The sequence below is a fragment of the Ensifer sp. EB106-03-01-XG145 genome, assembly GCF_058792075.1.
Genome location: NZ_JBYTEC010000009.1, coordinates 37395 through 53263, shown reverse-complemented (window position 1 = coordinate 53263; position 15869 = coordinate 37395). Strand labels below are relative to the sequence as shown.

Below are 15869 nucleotides of genomic sequence, written 5' to 3'. Positions count from 1 at the left end.
CTGACGGCGACGGGTCTGACGATCGACGGCGGCGGCAATGGCACGCTCGTCGGCAATGGTGACGGCACCTGGACCTACACGCCGGCCACCAATGACGACACCGGGGTTTCGTTCAGCTACACGATCGAGGACGGCAGTGGCGGCAGCGTCGCCGGCACGGCAAGCCTCGACATCACCCCGGTCAACGACGCGCCTGTGAATGGGGTGCCGAGCGCACAGACCGTCAATTCGAACACTGCCACCGCCATCGGTGGTGTTTCCGTGGCCGACGTGGACAGCACCAACGTGACCACGACACTCTCCGTTTCCAACGGCAAGCTGACGGTTGGAACGGGCGGCGGTGCGACGGTTAGCAACAACGACACCAATGCGGTGACGATCAGCGGCACGCTCGTGCAGGTCAATGCGGCGCTGGCCGCGCTGAGCTATCTCGGCAATATCAATTACAGCGGCACCGATACGTTGACAGTGGCGACGTCGGACGGATTCCTGAGCGATACCGATACTGTGGCGATCACGATCAGTCCGCCTGCCAATGCGGCGCCGGTGGCAAGCAATGATGTTATCGTCATATCCACCGGAACGTCCGTATTCCTCTCGGCGGCATGGCTGCTCAACAATGACACGGATGCTGACGGAGACGCCCTTTCGATTTCTGGGGCGGGCATCGGCTCGCTGCCGAGCGGTTGGACGATCACGTCGGTGACTGCGGGCGGGGTGATCACCGGGTTCAACGTGAGCACGGGCAATGTCAACCAAGCGGCCACCCTGGCGTACACGGTCAGCGATGGACAGGGGCACACGTCGACCGCCCAGTTCACCATTCAGACGCCCTCCGTGGCGTCGACCGGCAATGATAATAATATCAACCTGGGCTCCTTGAGCTACAACTACTCGTACATTGATGGAAAGAACCACGAGGATACCCTCACCGCGAACCTGACGCTTAGCGGAACGCAAGGAAACGACGTATTCGTCGGCGGTAACGGGGATGACACCCTTAATGCCGGGGCCGGCAACAACATTCTCACCGGCGGTATTGGTGACGACACCTTTGTCTTCGGAAACTTCGGCACGGCCACAAACCACGTTACCGATTTCGAGTCAGCTACGAATTCAACGACGATCGATAGGCTGCGTTTTGATGTGGGAACCGGAGCGGGCGAGTTCTCCCTTGGAGACAACGATGTAACCGTTGAGAATTTCAAGTCGGGCAACAACGCTGCGATCAATGCCGCTGGCACTGAGATCGCTGTGAAAACAGATGCGAGCGTTTCCAATGCCGCAGTCCAGAGCACGATCAACAGCTACGGCAACATCACCATCGGCGCGTTCTTCGTCTTCCACAACTCGGATCTGGGGCACGCCGCGGTCTACTACGACCCCAATCCCAGCGCGGCAGGTGGCGCGATCCTTGTTACGGAACTCGACAATGTCACGCTGCTCGGCCTCGCCAACGTGAATGCCGGTGATTTCCAGTTCTCCTAGGAGCGAAGATGAGCCGAGCACCCAACCAGTCCTCGCTTCAATCGGTAATGGCCGAACTTCGGCGTGCCGCCTGGCCGCTTATAGCCTTCAGTGCGGCGATCAACATCCTGATGCTGACAGCGGCGCTCTACATGCTGCAGGTCTATAATCGGGTGCTTTCGAGCCACAGCCTCGAAACGCTGACGGCGCTCACCGTGATGGCCGTCGTGGCGCTCCTGGCCTTGGCGATATTGGAAACCGTGCGATCGCAATTGCTTATCGCAACCGGGATCTGGCTGAACGGTCGCCTGTCGCCGGTGCTCCTTGCCGCGTCGATCGAACAGGCGTCCGCGAAGCGGGGCAATGGCGGCGCTCGCACGCTGCGTGACCTCGAGCAATTCGGGAACTTCGTGACCGGCTCGGCAATTTTCCCGATACTCGACGCGCCCTGGGCGCCTATCTTCTTTGCGGCAATCTTCCTTTTGCACCCTTGGCTCGGCTGGCTGGCTTTGGGTGGCGGTATAGCGCTTTTCCTTCTGGCCGTGCTTACGGAGCTTGTCACGCGACAGCCGGTTGCCCACGCGAACAGTGCTCAGAGCAAGGCCTATGCGCAAGCGGAAGCAGCGATCCGAAATGCTGAGGCCATACAGGCCATGGGAATGCTGCAGGCGCTGATGTCCAGCTGGAAGCCGCTGCAGAAGGCTGCGGCCGAGGGGCAGGCGACTGCAAGCCTTCGTTCGGCTGTCCTTGCCGCGGCGGCACGCTTCCTGCGTCTCGGCCTGCAGATCGGTGTTCTCGGGCTCGGAGCCTATCTTGTCGTGCACGCCGAAGCGTCTCCCGGCGCGATGGTGGCGGCTTCCATCTTGATGGGGCGGGCACTCGCACCCGTCGAGCAGGCGATCGGCACGTGGAAGGCGATCGTGAGCGCGCGATCTGCATATCAGCGACTATCGGGAGTGGCCGGCGCTCGGCGTGAGGAAGCGCCCATTCTGCCATTGCCGCGGCCTGAGGGACGGCTTGTCGTCGAGAACGTCATTGTTGCGCGCGAGGGCGGCGGCGAACCAATCCTGAAGGGCGTGAGCTTCCAGCTCGAACCCGGCGAGGTACTCGCGGTCATTGGTCCGTCTGCGGCGGGCAAGACGAGCCTGGCAAGACTCATCGTGGGGGCTGCTACGGCCGGCCACGGCCGGGTGCTACTCGGTGGCATGGATGTCGCGCAATGGGCGACCGCCGATCGTGGCCAGCATGTCGGCTACCTGCCACAGGACATCGAGCTTTTCTCCGGAACCGTCGCCGAGAACATCGCTCGATTTCAGGAACTCAACGAGCAATCGTTCCGGGATGTCGTGCGCGCTGCCTGCGAGGCCGGGGTCCACGAGCTCATCAAAGGGCTCCCGAAAGGCTACCACACAGAAATCGGGGAGGCGGGGGCGGTGCTCTCGGGCGGCCAACGCCAACGCATCGCACTTGCGCGCGCGCTCTATCGCGATCCTGCATTCCTGCTCCTGGACGAGCCCAATTCCAACCTCGACCGGGATGGTGAGCAGGCGCTCTACAATGCGGTCCAAAGGCTGAAGGCTGCGGGACGAACGGTCGTTCTGATCACCCATCGCTCAAACATGATGGAAAGCGTCGACAAGGTTCTCGTGCTTCAGCGCGGTCAGATCGATCTCTTCGGTCCGCGTAGCGATGTGTTCCGTGCAATGGAAGAGCGAGCGCGAGCCGCGACAGCTGCCCCGCGATTGGGGATCGTGAGCGCATGATTGCAAAGCTGATAGCCCTTGGTCGCGGCGATCCCACGGCATACACGGCTTCTGACGACCCGCGGCTTCAGCCGCGACTAAAGCCCGCCATTGCGATCGGGAGTGTGGTGGTCCTCGCATTCTTTGGCATCTTCGGCGGCTGGGCAGCTCTGGCGCCGCTCGACAGTGCGACAGTCACGCAAGGCGTCGTCAAGGTCGAGGGCGAGCGCAAGGTGATCCAGCATCTCGAAGGCGGTATCGTTTCGGAGCTGAAGGTCGTTGACGGCGAACACGTCAAAAGTGGCCAGGTCCTGATCAAGCTGGATGACACACAGGCGGCCGCTCATTTGGAACTCCTTAGAAACCGTGTCATGTCTCGCAAGGCGTCGGCCGCCCGCTTGCGGGCCGAACGGGACGGAAAGGACGAGATTGCGTTCGAACAGGAGCTTCTGACGCCCTCGTCAAACTCGGCTGCCCGAGAAGCGGTTGCGGTGCAGAGCGAAGTTTTTCGGGCGCGGCGTCTGGCTCTTGGCAACGAAACCGGCATTCTGCATCAGCGCACCCTGCAAAGCGAGAATGAGATCAAAGGGCTCGAAGACATGGTCGAGGCCCAGGACCAAGTGATGGCGTCCATTGAAACAGAGGCGGCTGATCTTGAAAAGCTGTCGAAGAAGGGCCTCGCCACGCGCGAGCGGCACCTTCAGTTGCGCCGGCGCCAGGGAGAGCTCAAGGGGGAGCGCGCCACGAACATCGCCGCAATCGCACGAATTCGGGAGTCGATGGCGGAGATTGAACAGCAGATCATGAAATTGTCCACGACGCGCCTGAACGAGGCGGTTGCCGAGCTCAGCAAAGTGGAGGCCGAACTTTTCGATCTTCAGCAGCAGTTGCGCGCGGCAGAGGACGTGCTTGCCCGCGCTGACATCCGAGCGCCCGTCGACGGCGTTGTCATGGGATTGCAGGTGCACACGGCCGGTGGTGTCGTTCGCCCCGGCGAGCCGTTGATGTCGATTGTGCCCCTCGGCCAGAAACTGGTGGTCGAGGCGATGGTCCGCCCGGAGGACATCGACACCGTCGCCATCGGGCAGACGGCACATGTCAGGATATCGGCCTTTGCACGTTACGATATGGCGCCGCTTGAGGGGCGCGTTGAGCTCGTATCGGCCGATCGCATGACGGACGACAGGACCGGCGCCGGCTACTTCACGACGATCATCGTGGTCGATGAGCAAGAGCTCGACAAGCTTGCCGGCCGCAAGCTGCTCCCTGGCATGACCAGCGAAGTGATGATCCGCACCGGCAGCCGAACGATGCTTGCGTATATCGGGGAACCGCTTGCGCGAACGTTTCGCAGGGCTATGCGGGAAAACTAGAATTGCCCGGTCTCGAAGTTTTTTACGCGACCCCCAATCAAGCTTCTATATAGGGCCTCCGCGGAAGCGAACGCCGCTCGCCCATGCGATATATTTTAGGGGAAATCTGGTTCCAGCATTCACGCAAGGGGTAGGGGTGGCGGATGCTCGAAAGTCGGGCCACCAATCCACGACAACCGACGAACCTTCGGGTCGCAAGAAACGTCTCTCCGGGTATGGACTCGTGCTGTGCTGCAAATCCATCCTCGAACAACGAGAGTGCCGCCAGGCCGCCAGGGAGATGGCGTGCGGCCGACCGCATGCACCATAACGTTGGCGTCGCACGAACGAGTCCCTGCCTGGATCATGGGCTTGACGGTATTGTCCGTACGGGAGACCCTGACGTCTCCTAATCCAGACACTAAAGCTTGTAGCCGATCTTTCGCAGCAGGTCTTTCCGCCACGTAATGTCCGCGTCGGTTTCGACACCCAGCGGTGAGGCGCCATCCACCACGCCGAGCACGCCGCGGCCCAGCTCCGTTTGCGCGACGATCACCTGCGTCGGGTTGGCCGTCGCGCAATAGATGCGGCAGACCTCTGGCACCGCGCGCACCGCAGCCAGCACGTTGACGGGAAAGAATCCTTCGCCCAGGAAGATCAGGAAAGTGTGGCCGGCGCCAATGGCCAATGCGTTGTCACGTGCGAGGGTGAGCATGGCTTCTTCATTACCCGACCAGCGCACCAGTCGCTTACCGGAGGCCTCGCAGAAGGCCAGCCCGAAGCGGATGCCAGGAACCGCGCCCACCAGCGCCTCGTGGAGGTCTTCCACAGTCTTGATGAAATGCGACTGGCCAAAGATGAAGTTGGCGGCGTCCGGCTTGACGATGGGCACCACGGTGAGTTCCATGGCTGCGCTCCTTCAAGGTAGGCAACGCAATGGTAGGTAGGACCACGGAAGGCGATTTCAAGCCGCCATATGAGACCGCTTTGGCCCCCCAGCGCTGTCACCTTCACTTTTTCGCGGATCGACCAACACAAGGGAGGCGAAGACCAAGCGTGAGGTCAGTTTTTCAAATGCTGGGGATCGTCGTTTATGGGTGAATTCGGTATCCGATATCGGGGAAATCCGACGGCTCCCTCCCCGCCAGACGGGGTCTGTTGAATTCGAACGCACGAACGGAAGGCTCCTGATCATCCTCGTGGTGTTCTGGGTCCTTTTTCAATCTCAGATCGCATTGCTCACAACGTGAGCTGCGACAACGCCAGTAAGGCAGCACCAATACGATGGCCGTTCTGTATCGCGCTAGAGAAGCGCCAACCCTTCCGGATTTCGCCGGCGCGCTCGTCGTAGCATGACTGAGCCTCTGCTCGTGGACGGCATTCGCGGCACTGCATCCCTTCCGCAAACCAAAGGTCCAGTAACCCGATGGTTGGGACCTCAAACGTTAAGCCACCCAAGCAGCAAGAGAAGGACCAGCCCGGCGCCCACGACTCGGACCCAATGATTGTGAGTGATTTGGCTCAGTAGGCTAGGGGAACCAGGCCTACCGTTGACATAGCTGGTGGTGACGTCTTTGCCGGCATAGGCAATGTCGTCATCGTCCCATCCATAACCGGCTGACGTCATGGATGCCCACTTTCGCTGCCGCCTAAACTCCTCTATCCGCCACAAACTGCGTTCTTGCACCGCCTTGAGAGCTTCGTCCTTTACATTCGGCGTTTCGATGATCCTGACCGCCGTGAGCTCCGTAGCTTTCAGAACTTTCTGCTGCGCAAAGATGTTCCCGCCGGTGTGATATGGATTGAGAAATTGCCTTTTGAGCTGCTTCTCACTCAGGTCCCCGAACAGAAAAATCGGTTCGTCACCACTCTGAGCGGTCCAAACGACGACGTGGAAATAGTGCCGTTGCTCCATCGTCTGCCTCTAGCGTTCGAGGGTGAAGCAAACAGTGCGAAGGGAAGCAGTGTCCGATCGCCGAGAAAGTCACAGGCTAAGAGGCGGGCACCCAATTGACAAAGCGGGGACTGACATTGGTGAGCAAGCTCACCACTTTGTCTTCGATCGCCTGACAGTTGCTTTCGTATTTGGGCGATCAGAGATTCGCCTGAGATCGCGCGTCCTCGGAGTTCATCCCGGGTGATCACCGCGATGCCACAAGCCTCTAACAGGGTACTCAGCGAAAGGAGCCTTAGCTTCGCAAGCTGTTGCCGATGCCTCGGCAGCCGCACCATCAGGCGTGTCCGTCCGCTCTTCTCGAAATCCATCGTTTCCGCCTTCAGGCAACGCCTGAAAGCCAGTGTCCTCCACAATCCAATAGGTAGCAACATGAATATGACGTGCAGGCTCTGCAGCGACGATCGAACGCGCTCGGCTCTGCAGCACAAGTTCAGGCGTTCTGCAGGGAGGGTATTGGACATGATTTTGCCCGCAGGCTCAACAGTCGCCTCGAGCAACCGGCGCTGTATCTGGCGATTGACCACGTCTGTTTGGATATCGAGGAAACCCCTGGCTCTCGCGGTTTCAGGCGGTGATGCTGGCACACCTGTCGCGCCGGTCGCGCATGACGAGAGTGGCGATAATAAAACCCTGGACTAACAGCAGCGCGTAGCCTCCGAGTATGATCTCGCACGGCACCACAAAATTCAGTTGCGGCGCGGCGCCGAGGATGACCGGCACGCTCCAGGAAACAATCGAAATCACGCCGCATCCTATCAGAGCGGTCTTCGTGGCGGGTCTGATTTCCGAGAGGAGCGCGGAGTCGATCTGGCGGCGGATGAAGGGTATCACGAAGCGATGGATAGCGAAGCCGTTGACAGTGAGGATGCTGACGATCGTCACCTTGGCCCAGATCTTCGGGTTGAGCAGCTTATCGGGTTCGGTCACTTGATAGAGAAGGAGAAATCCCAAGCCCGAGGCCCAGAGCAGCAAGAGTCCGGCCGCGATAAACCGGCTGATCCATTCGACGTGTTCGACGAGTTCCGAGCTGACGATCATCCGACGGTAGCGTGACAACATCAGATCAAGAAACACCGCGCCGCCGAGCCCGAGAACCAATCCCGAGAAATGGACTAGCCGTAGCGTTGTACGGATGTATGAGGCCAGCTGCGGTGCTGACGACAGAGAAAGATCCAGAACACCCATTTCCCAACTCCCCCAAGAAAACGCGCGAATGCATTCGCACCCCGAAACAGGGCACGTCCGATGCTTCGGACTGTCGTGATTTGCTGCTCCGAAACGCGATTGGGAACCGGTCTGGGAGCGAGCTCGTTCTATGAAATGATGAGTTCCAGTGTCAAGTATAATGCCGCGCTAATTCAGCAATTTGTAGATTGAAGGTGCGGCCTCTGGAGTGAGCCCCCTACCGGTACGGATTGCAGCCGAGCTCGGATGACGCGACCGCGACTGCAGGGGAAACCGTCGTCACATAAGGGCGCCGGTATCGCCCTCGAAGATCAGTCGTGCGCGCGGACGGACAATCTAGATTGCCGATCGTGCGGCGTCGCGCGCAGGACGTCGATCGGCCGCATGGTACATTGGCACTTTCAATGGCAAGCAACTGCAGGACGCCAAGAACCAATTGTCGAAGTTGGTGCAGAAGGCGCGCCATGAAGGCCCCCAGATTGTCGCGCTGCGCGGTGAGCGCACGGCCGTCGTGCTGTCCGCTCATGACTACGACGCTCTGCGCGCCGGCCGGCCAACGCTGGTCGATGGTCTGCTTGGCGGTCCCGCTTGGGACGTCGGCGTGAGCCGCTCGGCGTCGAACACCCGCTGTATGCCGGCATTCAATGTGTCCAATCGACGGAAGTACGGGTTCCTGTTTTAGACCTCTGAAGTTGGATAATGTACCGACCGGAACGCCTATCCCGGGCAGGGCATGACTCGATCAATATTTGCTAGGAGGCTAACCGTCTGTCGGAGGGCTGAACCGAAAAGTAGTTCTATTGCCATAGATTCTACCGATGGTTTTACAGCGTGATTGCGACGTATGCTCCCGCCGCGAGTGTCTACTCACTCTCATTTTGCAACGGTTCAAGGGGTTAGCGTTATGAGCACTGGCGACATTGTATGGCTGGATTCTGATGATGGTGCCGGCAAACAAGCAGTGAAAGACCTTAATCTGTTTCAAGCCAACAATAATGAGACGTTTCGAAACCCCCGCGCATTCATCGGGGCGGCAATTGGAGCGATTTCTGGGGCCGCAGCGTCCTGGTCGCAAGCTGGTATTGGTTTAGCGGGGCTGTTAACGGGCGGTGGGGGCGACGGCGATTCTCTGGAGATAGAGGTCACGAACAATTCGTCGCAACCAATAGTTCTCTATAACTACAATCCAGCTTCCTGCAATGTTTCGAAAGTTCTGGAGCCAATTCCGCAGGGCGAAAGTGATACGTTCCTTGTAGATAACAGTTCTGGATTCGAGGCAGACAAAACCGAAATTAAGCTTCAGTTTTATATTGGTTCAACGAGACTGAGTATCACCTATAAATATACAGAGGAGGGCGATCCGGGTCGGTGGAAAATCAAGGCCCAACTCGATGAGCAGACCGAGCACGACTTTCCAGAATACCTACAACTGTTTGGCGCGACATTCTCAGTTACCTCCGGCGAGGGAAAAAGCTTCAGTTTCTATACAGCGCCAATAGAGACTTCGACCGGGCAGATTTACTTACAGTTTTACGATTTGGCAAACTAGCTCAGCGGCTGCACAGAGCGCCCCTCGCTTGGCCGGCGCTCTGTGCATCGACTGGCGGAAGCCGCCGAGGCGACAGCCATTTAAGTTTGACAGCCGCGGGAATGTCGACCCCCGTGGGGTGACACGTCGCGTGTGTCCCCGTGGAACTTTTTGGCATCAGATCTGATTTTACAGTTACTTCACGGATGGAGCGAATTAATGGCGAGACCGCAAGTGCAGTGATGCATCGACGAGTGCCACAGCTGCTATTCCGTCTGTCTCTGGACCCAGTGTACAGACTGCAGGCGCGTGGCCGAGATGAGCGCTTATGTCGAGGCGTGCCGCAGTTGCATGGAAGTCCGTCGCTAGCGTTGGACAGATGGTCATTGAGGTAAATACGCCTGCGAAAGGTGTGCGATGGTTCGCGATTACGGTGATCTGCGCCTGCTGTGCTGCCTGTACGACCACGCAAGCGCCCAACACGAACCGCAGCAAAGCATATATCTCCGAAAAGGTATTCGGAGCGAAGGCTAACCCGTGGGTCGCCCACCGCAAGAATGTCGCCAAGGGCGGTGGCCGCTATGTGGTTGGCAAGCCCTATGTAGTGAAAGGCAAGAGCTATTTTCCGAAGGAGGACCCGAACTACGACAGGAAGGGGGTAGCTTCCTGGTATGGCTCAGCTTTTCGGGGGAGGCGGACCGCAAACGGCGAAGATTATGACCCGAAACACCTGTCCGCCGCACATCCGACCCTTCCCTTGCCCAGCTATGTGCGGGTGACCAATCTTGAAAACGGTTCTTCGCTCATCCTGCGCGTCAACGATCGCGGTCCTTATCGAAAGGGTCGCATCATCGACGTTTCCAGCAAAGCAGCAGACATGCTGGACCTGAAGCACCGTGGCACGGCATCCGTTCGGGTGCAGTATGTGGGGCGCGCCCGCTTGGGTGGGGACGACATGCCCTACCTCCTAGCCTCCTACATCAAGAAGAGTGACCGTTTCCCAGCCGTCAATCCGGAGCCTCAAATCGCAACCGGCGTGATGGTGGCCTCGGATCAGTCGATTGGCGACCAGTTGCGAAGCGACAGTCAGTCTTTCTCTCCGACGCGGACGAACCTTCCCGGAAAAACACCGAGCGCCTCCTACCAGACTGGGACCACCTCCGCGGTCGCGTCACACACATCCAACCAACTCGGGATGTTGCCTGATTGGCTGTCCGAATACACACCATCGATGTCACGAAGCGCCAAGATCGCACCACAGACTCACGAAATGCCCTCCCTGGCGACGCTTGGTGTCAAATATTGCTTGGACGAGGACGGCGATGACGGTCTGCGCGACATGTGTGGGGTTCAAGTTCTGCCTCTGGCGGCCGGCAGCGGCACCAAGCGTCTTACCGGGGTAATCTTCATAATGCGACGCCGCTCTTGCCAAAACGGCTGCCGCTGGCGGGGCACAACATTAGGTCTTACCTAGCGTCGTTGATGGTCGTCATCCCCCGGCGCGGCTCGATTGAAAGCCTTCCATTGACCTCCGTGGCAAGCCCGGTTCATCGGATACTATAGTCGGCTGAGCAACTCCGACTTCGTGGCCTCGAATTCCTGATCCGTGAGAATGCCTTTCGCATGAAGTGCCGCGAGGCGTTCGATCTTGTCGAAAATGTCCTCATCCGACCGAACCGCCTCCGGCGCTGGATGTGCCCCCTGTTGTGGCTCGGCGGATTCCGACGCGGACGATGCGAATATCGACGGCGCAGCCGTGGCGGCGGATGCTTCGGTAGCCGGCGTGTCTGCCGGTTCCTTGCCGCCCTGCCGTATCACATCCAGTTCCGAAATTTTCACCAGCCCATACTGAGAGGTAAAGCTCAGCGACTGGTCGCCGCTTTGCTGTTGCGAGAACCCGCCAATGCGATGGTCCTTCGTGTCATAGACCATAACCCGGCCGCCGATATCGATCGCTAGCCGTCGGGTTGTCGGGAAAAAGGCATAACGCAGGTCATTCTGCGCCCCGGTCGAGGCAGGATGCCCGAGCTCCTCGGGCCACCAGTTCCCAGCCGAACGCGCGCCCGGCACGAACAGGCTGACGCCGCCGCCCTGGTCTTGATGTTGGGACTGGTGCGACGTCTGCGGGCGCAGCAAATCCATGCCGCGCACCAAGGCCGCAAGCTCGGAACAAACTCCGGCCACGTTCGCCTTCAGCGCATTGTTGAACATGTCGCCGACCATGATCATGCCGCCCTGCGACCATTGCCCCATCCCACCTAGATCGGGATGGTTGAACTGGGCCTGTGTCGCCTGCCCGGCGATAATCGCCATCAGAAGGTGCTCCACCGCGCCGAGGCTGACCCCGTACCGCTCTGCAATCCCTCCTAGGGTTCGTCGGCCCTCTTCACTGAGTTGTCTCATCGCGATCGCTTCCTTACGCCTCTCCGCTGAGGTCGCCTGTCTGTTCCGTTTGAACGTCTGCAAATCCGATTTTAGCGGTCGTGGTGAAATCCAGTACGCCGATAATACCCGCGCGTTGTCCTGCCTTTCAATGCAGTCTAGGCGTTTCTCGATTTGAAGTGGGCGAAGAGCTTGTCATAGCGTGTTGCGAATGTGCTTCGTCAAACTCGCTATAATTCGTCACTACTAGGCCTCGCCCCGCTCCATCGCCAGTTCTGCCTCGAGGCTCTCGGTGTCGCGGAAGATCGTGGCGACCGCCAGCACACGTCCGGCGCGCTTGAAGCGCAGGAGGCAGTCCTTGGCGGGAATGTCGCCCTCGACCTCGATCTCGTCCCATCCCTCGGCATGGCCGACATAGTTGATCGGAACGTTGTAATGCTGGCTCCAAAAGAACGGCACATCCGTGAACTTCTTCCGGCGTCCGAGCATGTTGAGTGCGGCCGCAGCGCCTTGCCGCTGCGCCACCACCCAGTGCTCCACTCTGATGTTCTCGCCGCTATGGGGATCGGGCCACCGGGCAATATCGCCGGCCGCATATATGCCCGGCACGCTGGTCTCAAGATAGGCATCGACCAGGACGCCCCGATCGGTGGCGAGCCCGGCCGCTTCGGCGAGATCGACCCGCGGCCGGACGCCGATGCCGATAACGACCATGTCTGCGGCCAAGATGCCGCCGCTGCTCAGTTGGATCTCCGTTGCGCCGATGCTCGCCGCAGTATCCCCAAGGTGGAAGATGACGCCATTTTCCTCATGCAGGGCGCGGATGAAATCGCTGATCTGCGGCCCTAGTATCCGTTCCATCGGCCGTTCCTCGGGTGCCACCACATGCACTTTGACACCGCGGCCTCGAAGGGCGGCGGCAACTTCGAGGCCGATGAAGCTGGCGCCCAGGACGACGGCGCTGCGTGCGGTGCCGGCTTGCGCGATGATCTTCCGACTGTCTGCAAGAGAGCGCAGCGTGTGGACATGAGGCTGGTCGGCGCCGGGTATGGTCAGGCGAACCGGTTCGGCGCCCATCGCCAGCAGCAGTCTGTCGAAGGCGACCCGCGCCCCATCGGCGAGCAAGATTTCGCTGGCGCGGACATCGATGCCGGCAACCCTGGTTCCGAGGCGCACGTCGATGCCGTTCTTGGCATAGAAGCCCTCCTTGCGCAGCGGGATCCAGTCCTCCGGCGCCTTGCCGGCGAGATAGTCCTTCGAAAGGTTAGGGCGGTCGACGGGCAGCGCCTCGTCATCGCTGATCATGACGATGGCGCCCTGAAATTGTTCGCGCCGCAGTCTTTCGGCGGCGGCAAAGCCGGCGGCGCCGCCACCGACGATGACGATCTTTTCGGGAGCCGCTCCGGCATCGCCTTCGCGTGAAACCGGCGACTGCTTCTTGCGCTTCTCGCCGACGATTATTTTGTTGCCGTGCTGTTCAACCGACCAGCAGGCGAGCGGCGATAACGCCGGAGCACGCAGGGCCTCTCCGGTGCGCAGATCAAAGCAGGCGTGATGCCAGGGGCAGCGAACGGTGTCGTCGGCGACGAGGCCATCGACCAGCGGCCCACCGTAATGCGAGCAGCTGGCGGCTATCGCGAAGATCTCGGATCCGCGGCGCACCAGAAGCACCGGCTCGCCATCGCGATGACCGACAAACTTTCCGCCATCGGGGAGATCGGCGTGCGCAATGCCGAAGGCGAGGTCGGGTCCGCTCGGGTCCGAATGGTTACCGGCCATCTTCTCCTCCGTCGAAGGGCAGCTGCCGGTGTCGCCCACTGCGACGCTGGGCTTCCCTACCCAACAGGCAACTCCTCTGGGATTGTCCGCCATTCCGGCTCCCAGGCAAGTGAATTTGACCTGCAGTTGCGCACAATTTTTGCAATATGCCCCATAGGAGCAACCCGGGCACCGGCGCTGTGCCAATTGCGATTTTCCGAACCATTTTCGACTTCAAGCCGGCGGAGTTGGCCCCGCTCGCAGCTGAACGACGTGGCGTGTCTTGCGCAGCTGGGAACGATCAGTGAGGCAAGTAGGGCGGTGAGCGAACTGCCCGACGACTTCGATGCCGCCTTATGCTCGCATTACCGCCGAGATCTGCAGCTTGAAAGAGCACGCGGCTCTTTGGCTTGATGGTTTTCGGAATGCTGGAGTTGCGGTCTGAGGCTGTGGCAAACTATGCGACCGATGGTTCGACTCCGGTCGAGAGCGTCGAGTTTTGAATTCGCTTGGCTTCAACTCATGCATCCGCTGATCGTACTTCAGTCTTTCGATTTCTCCCGCGCTGATGCCTAAGCGGCCGCTCGTGTGGTGGAGCAAGGTAGATTTCCAACAAACGCAATCCGAGGATCGCCTGTCAGCCGATCGGGCGATAAAACCAAGCCAACAACTGGCTATTGCGGCCGGTAGATTTACTCGGCCCGTTGCTCGCGTTGGCAGAGATAATTTGCAGGGTTACCGGCCACTTGCCTTGCCAATCACGATGACCGCCCGGTGGCGAGGAAAGTAGTTGCAAGCCGGGTCGCCTCAGATGCATCCGCGGGAGCGACGTCCAGGCCATGCGCCGCTCGGTTCATGGCGGTGTCGTCACTAAATGGGGTTAGATCATTCGGAACACCGAACGCGCAAGCCATTCTCCATTCGGAAATCCGAACACTGCCCAACGGCTCGGCAAACCGGAACGTTTGACTTCAATGACTTAGCGGCACGGCTCGGGCCCGCTCGAATTGGCACGCGTGTTGCTCTCTTCAGGTGACACTCGCTCGGCAGCGGGTGGATGGAGAGGAGTAAAACGCCCGATGACTGTTACCTTGAGCCGTACAGAGCATGATCTGCTCGGGGACCGTGAGGTCCCCACGGACGCCTATTACGGCGTTCACACGCTGCGCGCCGTCGAAAACTTTGCGGTGACCGGCATTCCGATTTCACACTATCCGGATCTGATCCGCGCGCTCGCGCAGATCAAGATGGCGGCGGCGCGGGCGAACATGGAGCTGGGACAGCTCGATGCCGAGAGGGCCGAGGCGATTGTTGCCGCCTGCCACGAAATCGAGGCCGGCGCGCTCAACGATCAGTTCGTGGTGGACGTGATCCAGGGAGGAGCCGGCACGTCCACCAACATGAATGCCAACGAGGTCATCGCCAACCGGGCGCTTGAGATCCTGGGCCACGCCCGCGGTGACTACCGGCGCCTGCACCCGAACGAACATGTCAATCTCGGCCAGTCCACCAACGACGTCTATCCGACGGCGCTGAAGCTTGCGACCTACAGCGGGATCTTCCGCCTGATCGATGCAATGGCCTATCTCCGCGCAGCCTTCGAACGCAAGGCAGACGAATTCCACGACATCCTCAAGATGGGGCGGACCCAGCTGCAGGATGCAGTGCCGATGACGCTGGGGCAGGAGTTCTCTACCTACGCGGTGATGCTTGGCGAGGACGAGCAGCGGCTGCGCGAGGCCGCACTGCTGATCCGCGAGATCAATCTCGGCGCGACTGCCATCGGCACGGGCATCACCGCCCATCCCGATTATGCGGCTCTGGTTTGCCAGTTGCTCGCGGAGGATAGCGGCGTGCCCGTGATCACTGCGCCCAATCTCATCGAAGCCACACAGGATTGCGGTAGCTTCGTCCAGCTGTCGGGCGTCTTAAAGCGCGTCGCGGTTAAGCTTTCCAAAGTCTGCAACGATCTTCGCCTGCTCTCCAGCGGACCGCGGGCGGGCTTCGGGGAGATCAACCTGCCGCCGCGCCAGGCTGGCTCCTCAATCATGCCCGGCAAGGTCAATCCGGTGATCCCTGAACTCGTCAACCAGATCGCCTACGAGGTGATCGGCAACGACCTGACGGTGACCTTTGCGGCCGAGGCAGGCCAGCTCCAGCTTAACGCCTTCGAGCCGATCATCGCCCACAGCCTGTTCAAGAGCATCGGCCACCTCAGTCGGGGATGCCTGATCCTCGCCGACAAGTGCGTCGACGGCATCACCGCGAACCGCGAGCGCCTGGAGGCGAGCGTGCTGGGTTCGATCGGCATCGTCACCGCGCTCAACCCCATCATCGGCTACGCCAATGCGACCGAAGTCGCGGCGGAGGCGCACCGAACCGGAAAGGGCGTCGCCGAACTCGTGGAGGCGCGCGGGCTGATGACCGCCGAAGCGCTCGCCGAAGTCCTGCGCCCCGAGGCGCTAACCCAACCGCGCCCGATCACGGCGCGCAGCTGA

Annotated in this window: 12 protein-coding genes; 7 read left to right on the top strand and 5 right to left on the bottom strand. The window is 60.2% G+C overall.

The features are described 5' to 3' along the window. From AC3WWH_RS20900 to AC3WWH_RS20890, 3 genes are all read left to right on the top strand, one after another. On the top strand, positions 1-1488 hold a 1488-nt coding region (locus AC3WWH_RS20900; RefSeq protein ID WP_492377229.1), incomplete at its 5' end, for a cadherin-like domain-containing protein. A gap of 8 nt (positions 1489-1496) precedes the next feature. Next, complete coding sequence (locus AC3WWH_RS20895) at positions 1497-3230, top strand: type I secretion system permease/ATPase (protein WP_058324360.1); 1734 nt, start codon at positions 1497-1499, stop codon at positions 3228-3230. Beyond that, on the top strand, positions 3227-4582 hold the full coding sequence (locus AC3WWH_RS20890) for an HlyD family type I secretion periplasmic adaptor subunit (protein ID WP_082641168.1): 1356 nt from the start codon (positions 3227-3229) through the stop codon (positions 4580-4582). The genes AC3WWH_RS20895 and AC3WWH_RS20890 overlap by 4 nt, the downstream gene beginning before the upstream one ends. A gap of 400 nt (positions 4583-4982) precedes the next feature. Here AC3WWH_RS20890 and AC3WWH_RS20885 read toward each other — a convergent pair whose 3' ends face one another. The 3 genes from AC3WWH_RS20885 to AC3WWH_RS20875 all read right to left on the bottom strand — a co-directional run bounded on the left by AC3WWH_RS20885 (position 4983) and on the right by AC3WWH_RS20875 (position 7703). Next, complete coding sequence (locus tag AC3WWH_RS20885; RefSeq protein WP_058324361.1) at positions 4983-5468, bottom strand: adenosine-specific kinase; 486 nt, start codon at positions 5466-5468, stop codon at positions 4983-4985. A gap of 531 nt (positions 5469-5999) precedes the next feature. Then, positions 6000-6476 carry a hypothetical protein gene (locus AC3WWH_RS20880; protein ID WP_058324362.1) on the bottom strand — a complete coding sequence of 159 codons (477 nt, stop codon included), beginning with the start codon at positions 6474-6476 and terminating at the stop codon, positions 6000-6002. A 606-nt stretch (positions 6477-7082) separates the two neighbouring features. Then, positions 7083-7703, bottom strand: a complete 621-nt coding sequence (locus AC3WWH_RS20875) for a hypothetical protein (protein WP_492377228.1) — start codon at positions 7701-7703, stop codon at positions 7083-7085. A 391-nt stretch (positions 7704-8094) separates the two neighbouring features. Here AC3WWH_RS20875 and AC3WWH_RS20870 point away from each other — a divergent pair, with 391 nt between their 5' ends. From AC3WWH_RS20870 to AC3WWH_RS20860, 3 genes are all read left to right on the top strand, one after another. Continuing rightward, the gene (locus tag AC3WWH_RS20870; RefSeq protein ID WP_058324365.1) at positions 8095-8385 is read left to right on the top strand and encodes a type II toxin-antitoxin system Phd/YefM family antitoxin; all 291 of its coding nucleotides are present in this window, start codon (positions 8095-8097) and stop codon (positions 8383-8385) included. A gap of 222 nt (positions 8386-8607) precedes the next feature. Then, positions 8608-9252, top strand: coding sequence for a hypothetical protein (locus AC3WWH_RS20865; RefSeq protein WP_058324366.1), 645 nt, complete (start codon positions 8608-8610; stop codon positions 9250-9252). Between the two features lie 358 nt (positions 9253-9610). Beyond that, positions 9611-10705: a septal ring lytic transglycosylase RlpA family protein gene (locus tag AC3WWH_RS20860; protein ID WP_058324367.1), complete on the top strand. Its 1095-nt coding sequence runs from the start codon at positions 9611-9613 to the stop codon at positions 10703-10705. Between the two features lie 83 nt (positions 10706-10788). Here AC3WWH_RS20860 and AC3WWH_RS20855 read toward each other — a convergent pair whose 3' ends face one another. Both AC3WWH_RS20855 and AC3WWH_RS20850 read right to left on the bottom strand, forming a co-directional pair. Continuing rightward, positions 10789-11544 (bottom strand): SHOCT domain-containing protein, encoded by a 756-nt coding sequence (locus tag AC3WWH_RS20855; protein ID WP_245299262.1) that lies wholly within the window; start codon positions 11542-11544, stop codon positions 10789-10791. A 315-nt stretch (positions 11545-11859) separates the two neighbouring features. Next, positions 11860-13392 (bottom strand): FAD-dependent oxidoreductase, encoded by a 1533-nt coding sequence (locus AC3WWH_RS20850; RefSeq protein WP_058324369.1) that lies wholly within the window; start codon positions 13390-13392, stop codon positions 11860-11862. Positions 13393-14450: 1058 nt separating this feature from the next. Between AC3WWH_RS20850 and aspA the strand changes: the two genes are divergently transcribed. Further along, positions 14451-15869, top strand: coding sequence for an aspartate ammonia-lyase (gene aspA / locus AC3WWH_RS20845; protein ID WP_058324370.1), 1419 nt, complete (start codon positions 14451-14453; stop codon positions 15867-15869).

What these genes read in the sequence shown, in the direction of transcription:
- AC3WWH_RS20895 (WP_058324360.1), top strand. Translation starts at nt 1,497, where the DNA reads ATGAGCCGAGCACCCAACCAGTCCTCGCTTCAATCGGTAATGGCCGAA.
- AC3WWH_RS20890 (WP_082641168.1), top strand. Translation starts at nt 3,227, where the DNA reads ATGATTGCAAAGCTGATAGCCCTTGGTCGCGGCGATCCCACGGCATAC.
- AC3WWH_RS20885 (WP_058324361.1), bottom strand. Translation starts at nt 5,468, where the DNA reads ATGGAACTCACCGTGGTGCCCATCGTCAAGCCGGACGCCGCCAACTTC.
- AC3WWH_RS20880 (WP_058324362.1), bottom strand. Translation starts at nt 6,476, where the DNA reads ATGGAGCAACGGCACTATTTCCACGTCGTCGTTTGGACCGCTCAGAGT.
- AC3WWH_RS20875 (WP_492377228.1), bottom strand. Translation starts at nt 7,703, where the DNA reads ATGGGTGTTCTGGATCTTTCTCTGTCGTCAGCACCGCAGCTGGCCTCA.
- AC3WWH_RS20865 (WP_058324366.1), top strand. Translation starts at nt 8,608, where the DNA reads ATGAGCACTGGCGACATTGTATGGCTGGATTCTGATGATGGTGCCGGC.
- AC3WWH_RS20860 (WP_058324367.1), top strand. Translation starts at nt 9,611, where the DNA reads ATGGTCATTGAGGTAAATACGCCTGCGAAAGGTGTGCGATGGTTCGCG.
- AC3WWH_RS20855 (WP_245299262.1), bottom strand. Translation starts at nt 11,544, where the DNA reads ATGGCGATTATCGCCGGGCAGGCGACACAGGCCCAGTTCAACCATCCC.
- AC3WWH_RS20850 (WP_058324369.1), bottom strand. Translation starts at nt 13,392, where the DNA reads ATGGCCGGTAACCATTCGGACCCGAGCGGACCCGACCTCGCCTTCGGC.
- aspA (WP_058324370.1), top strand. Translation starts at nt 14,451, where the DNA reads ATGACTGTTACCTTGAGCCGTACAGAGCATGATCTGCTCGGGGACCGT.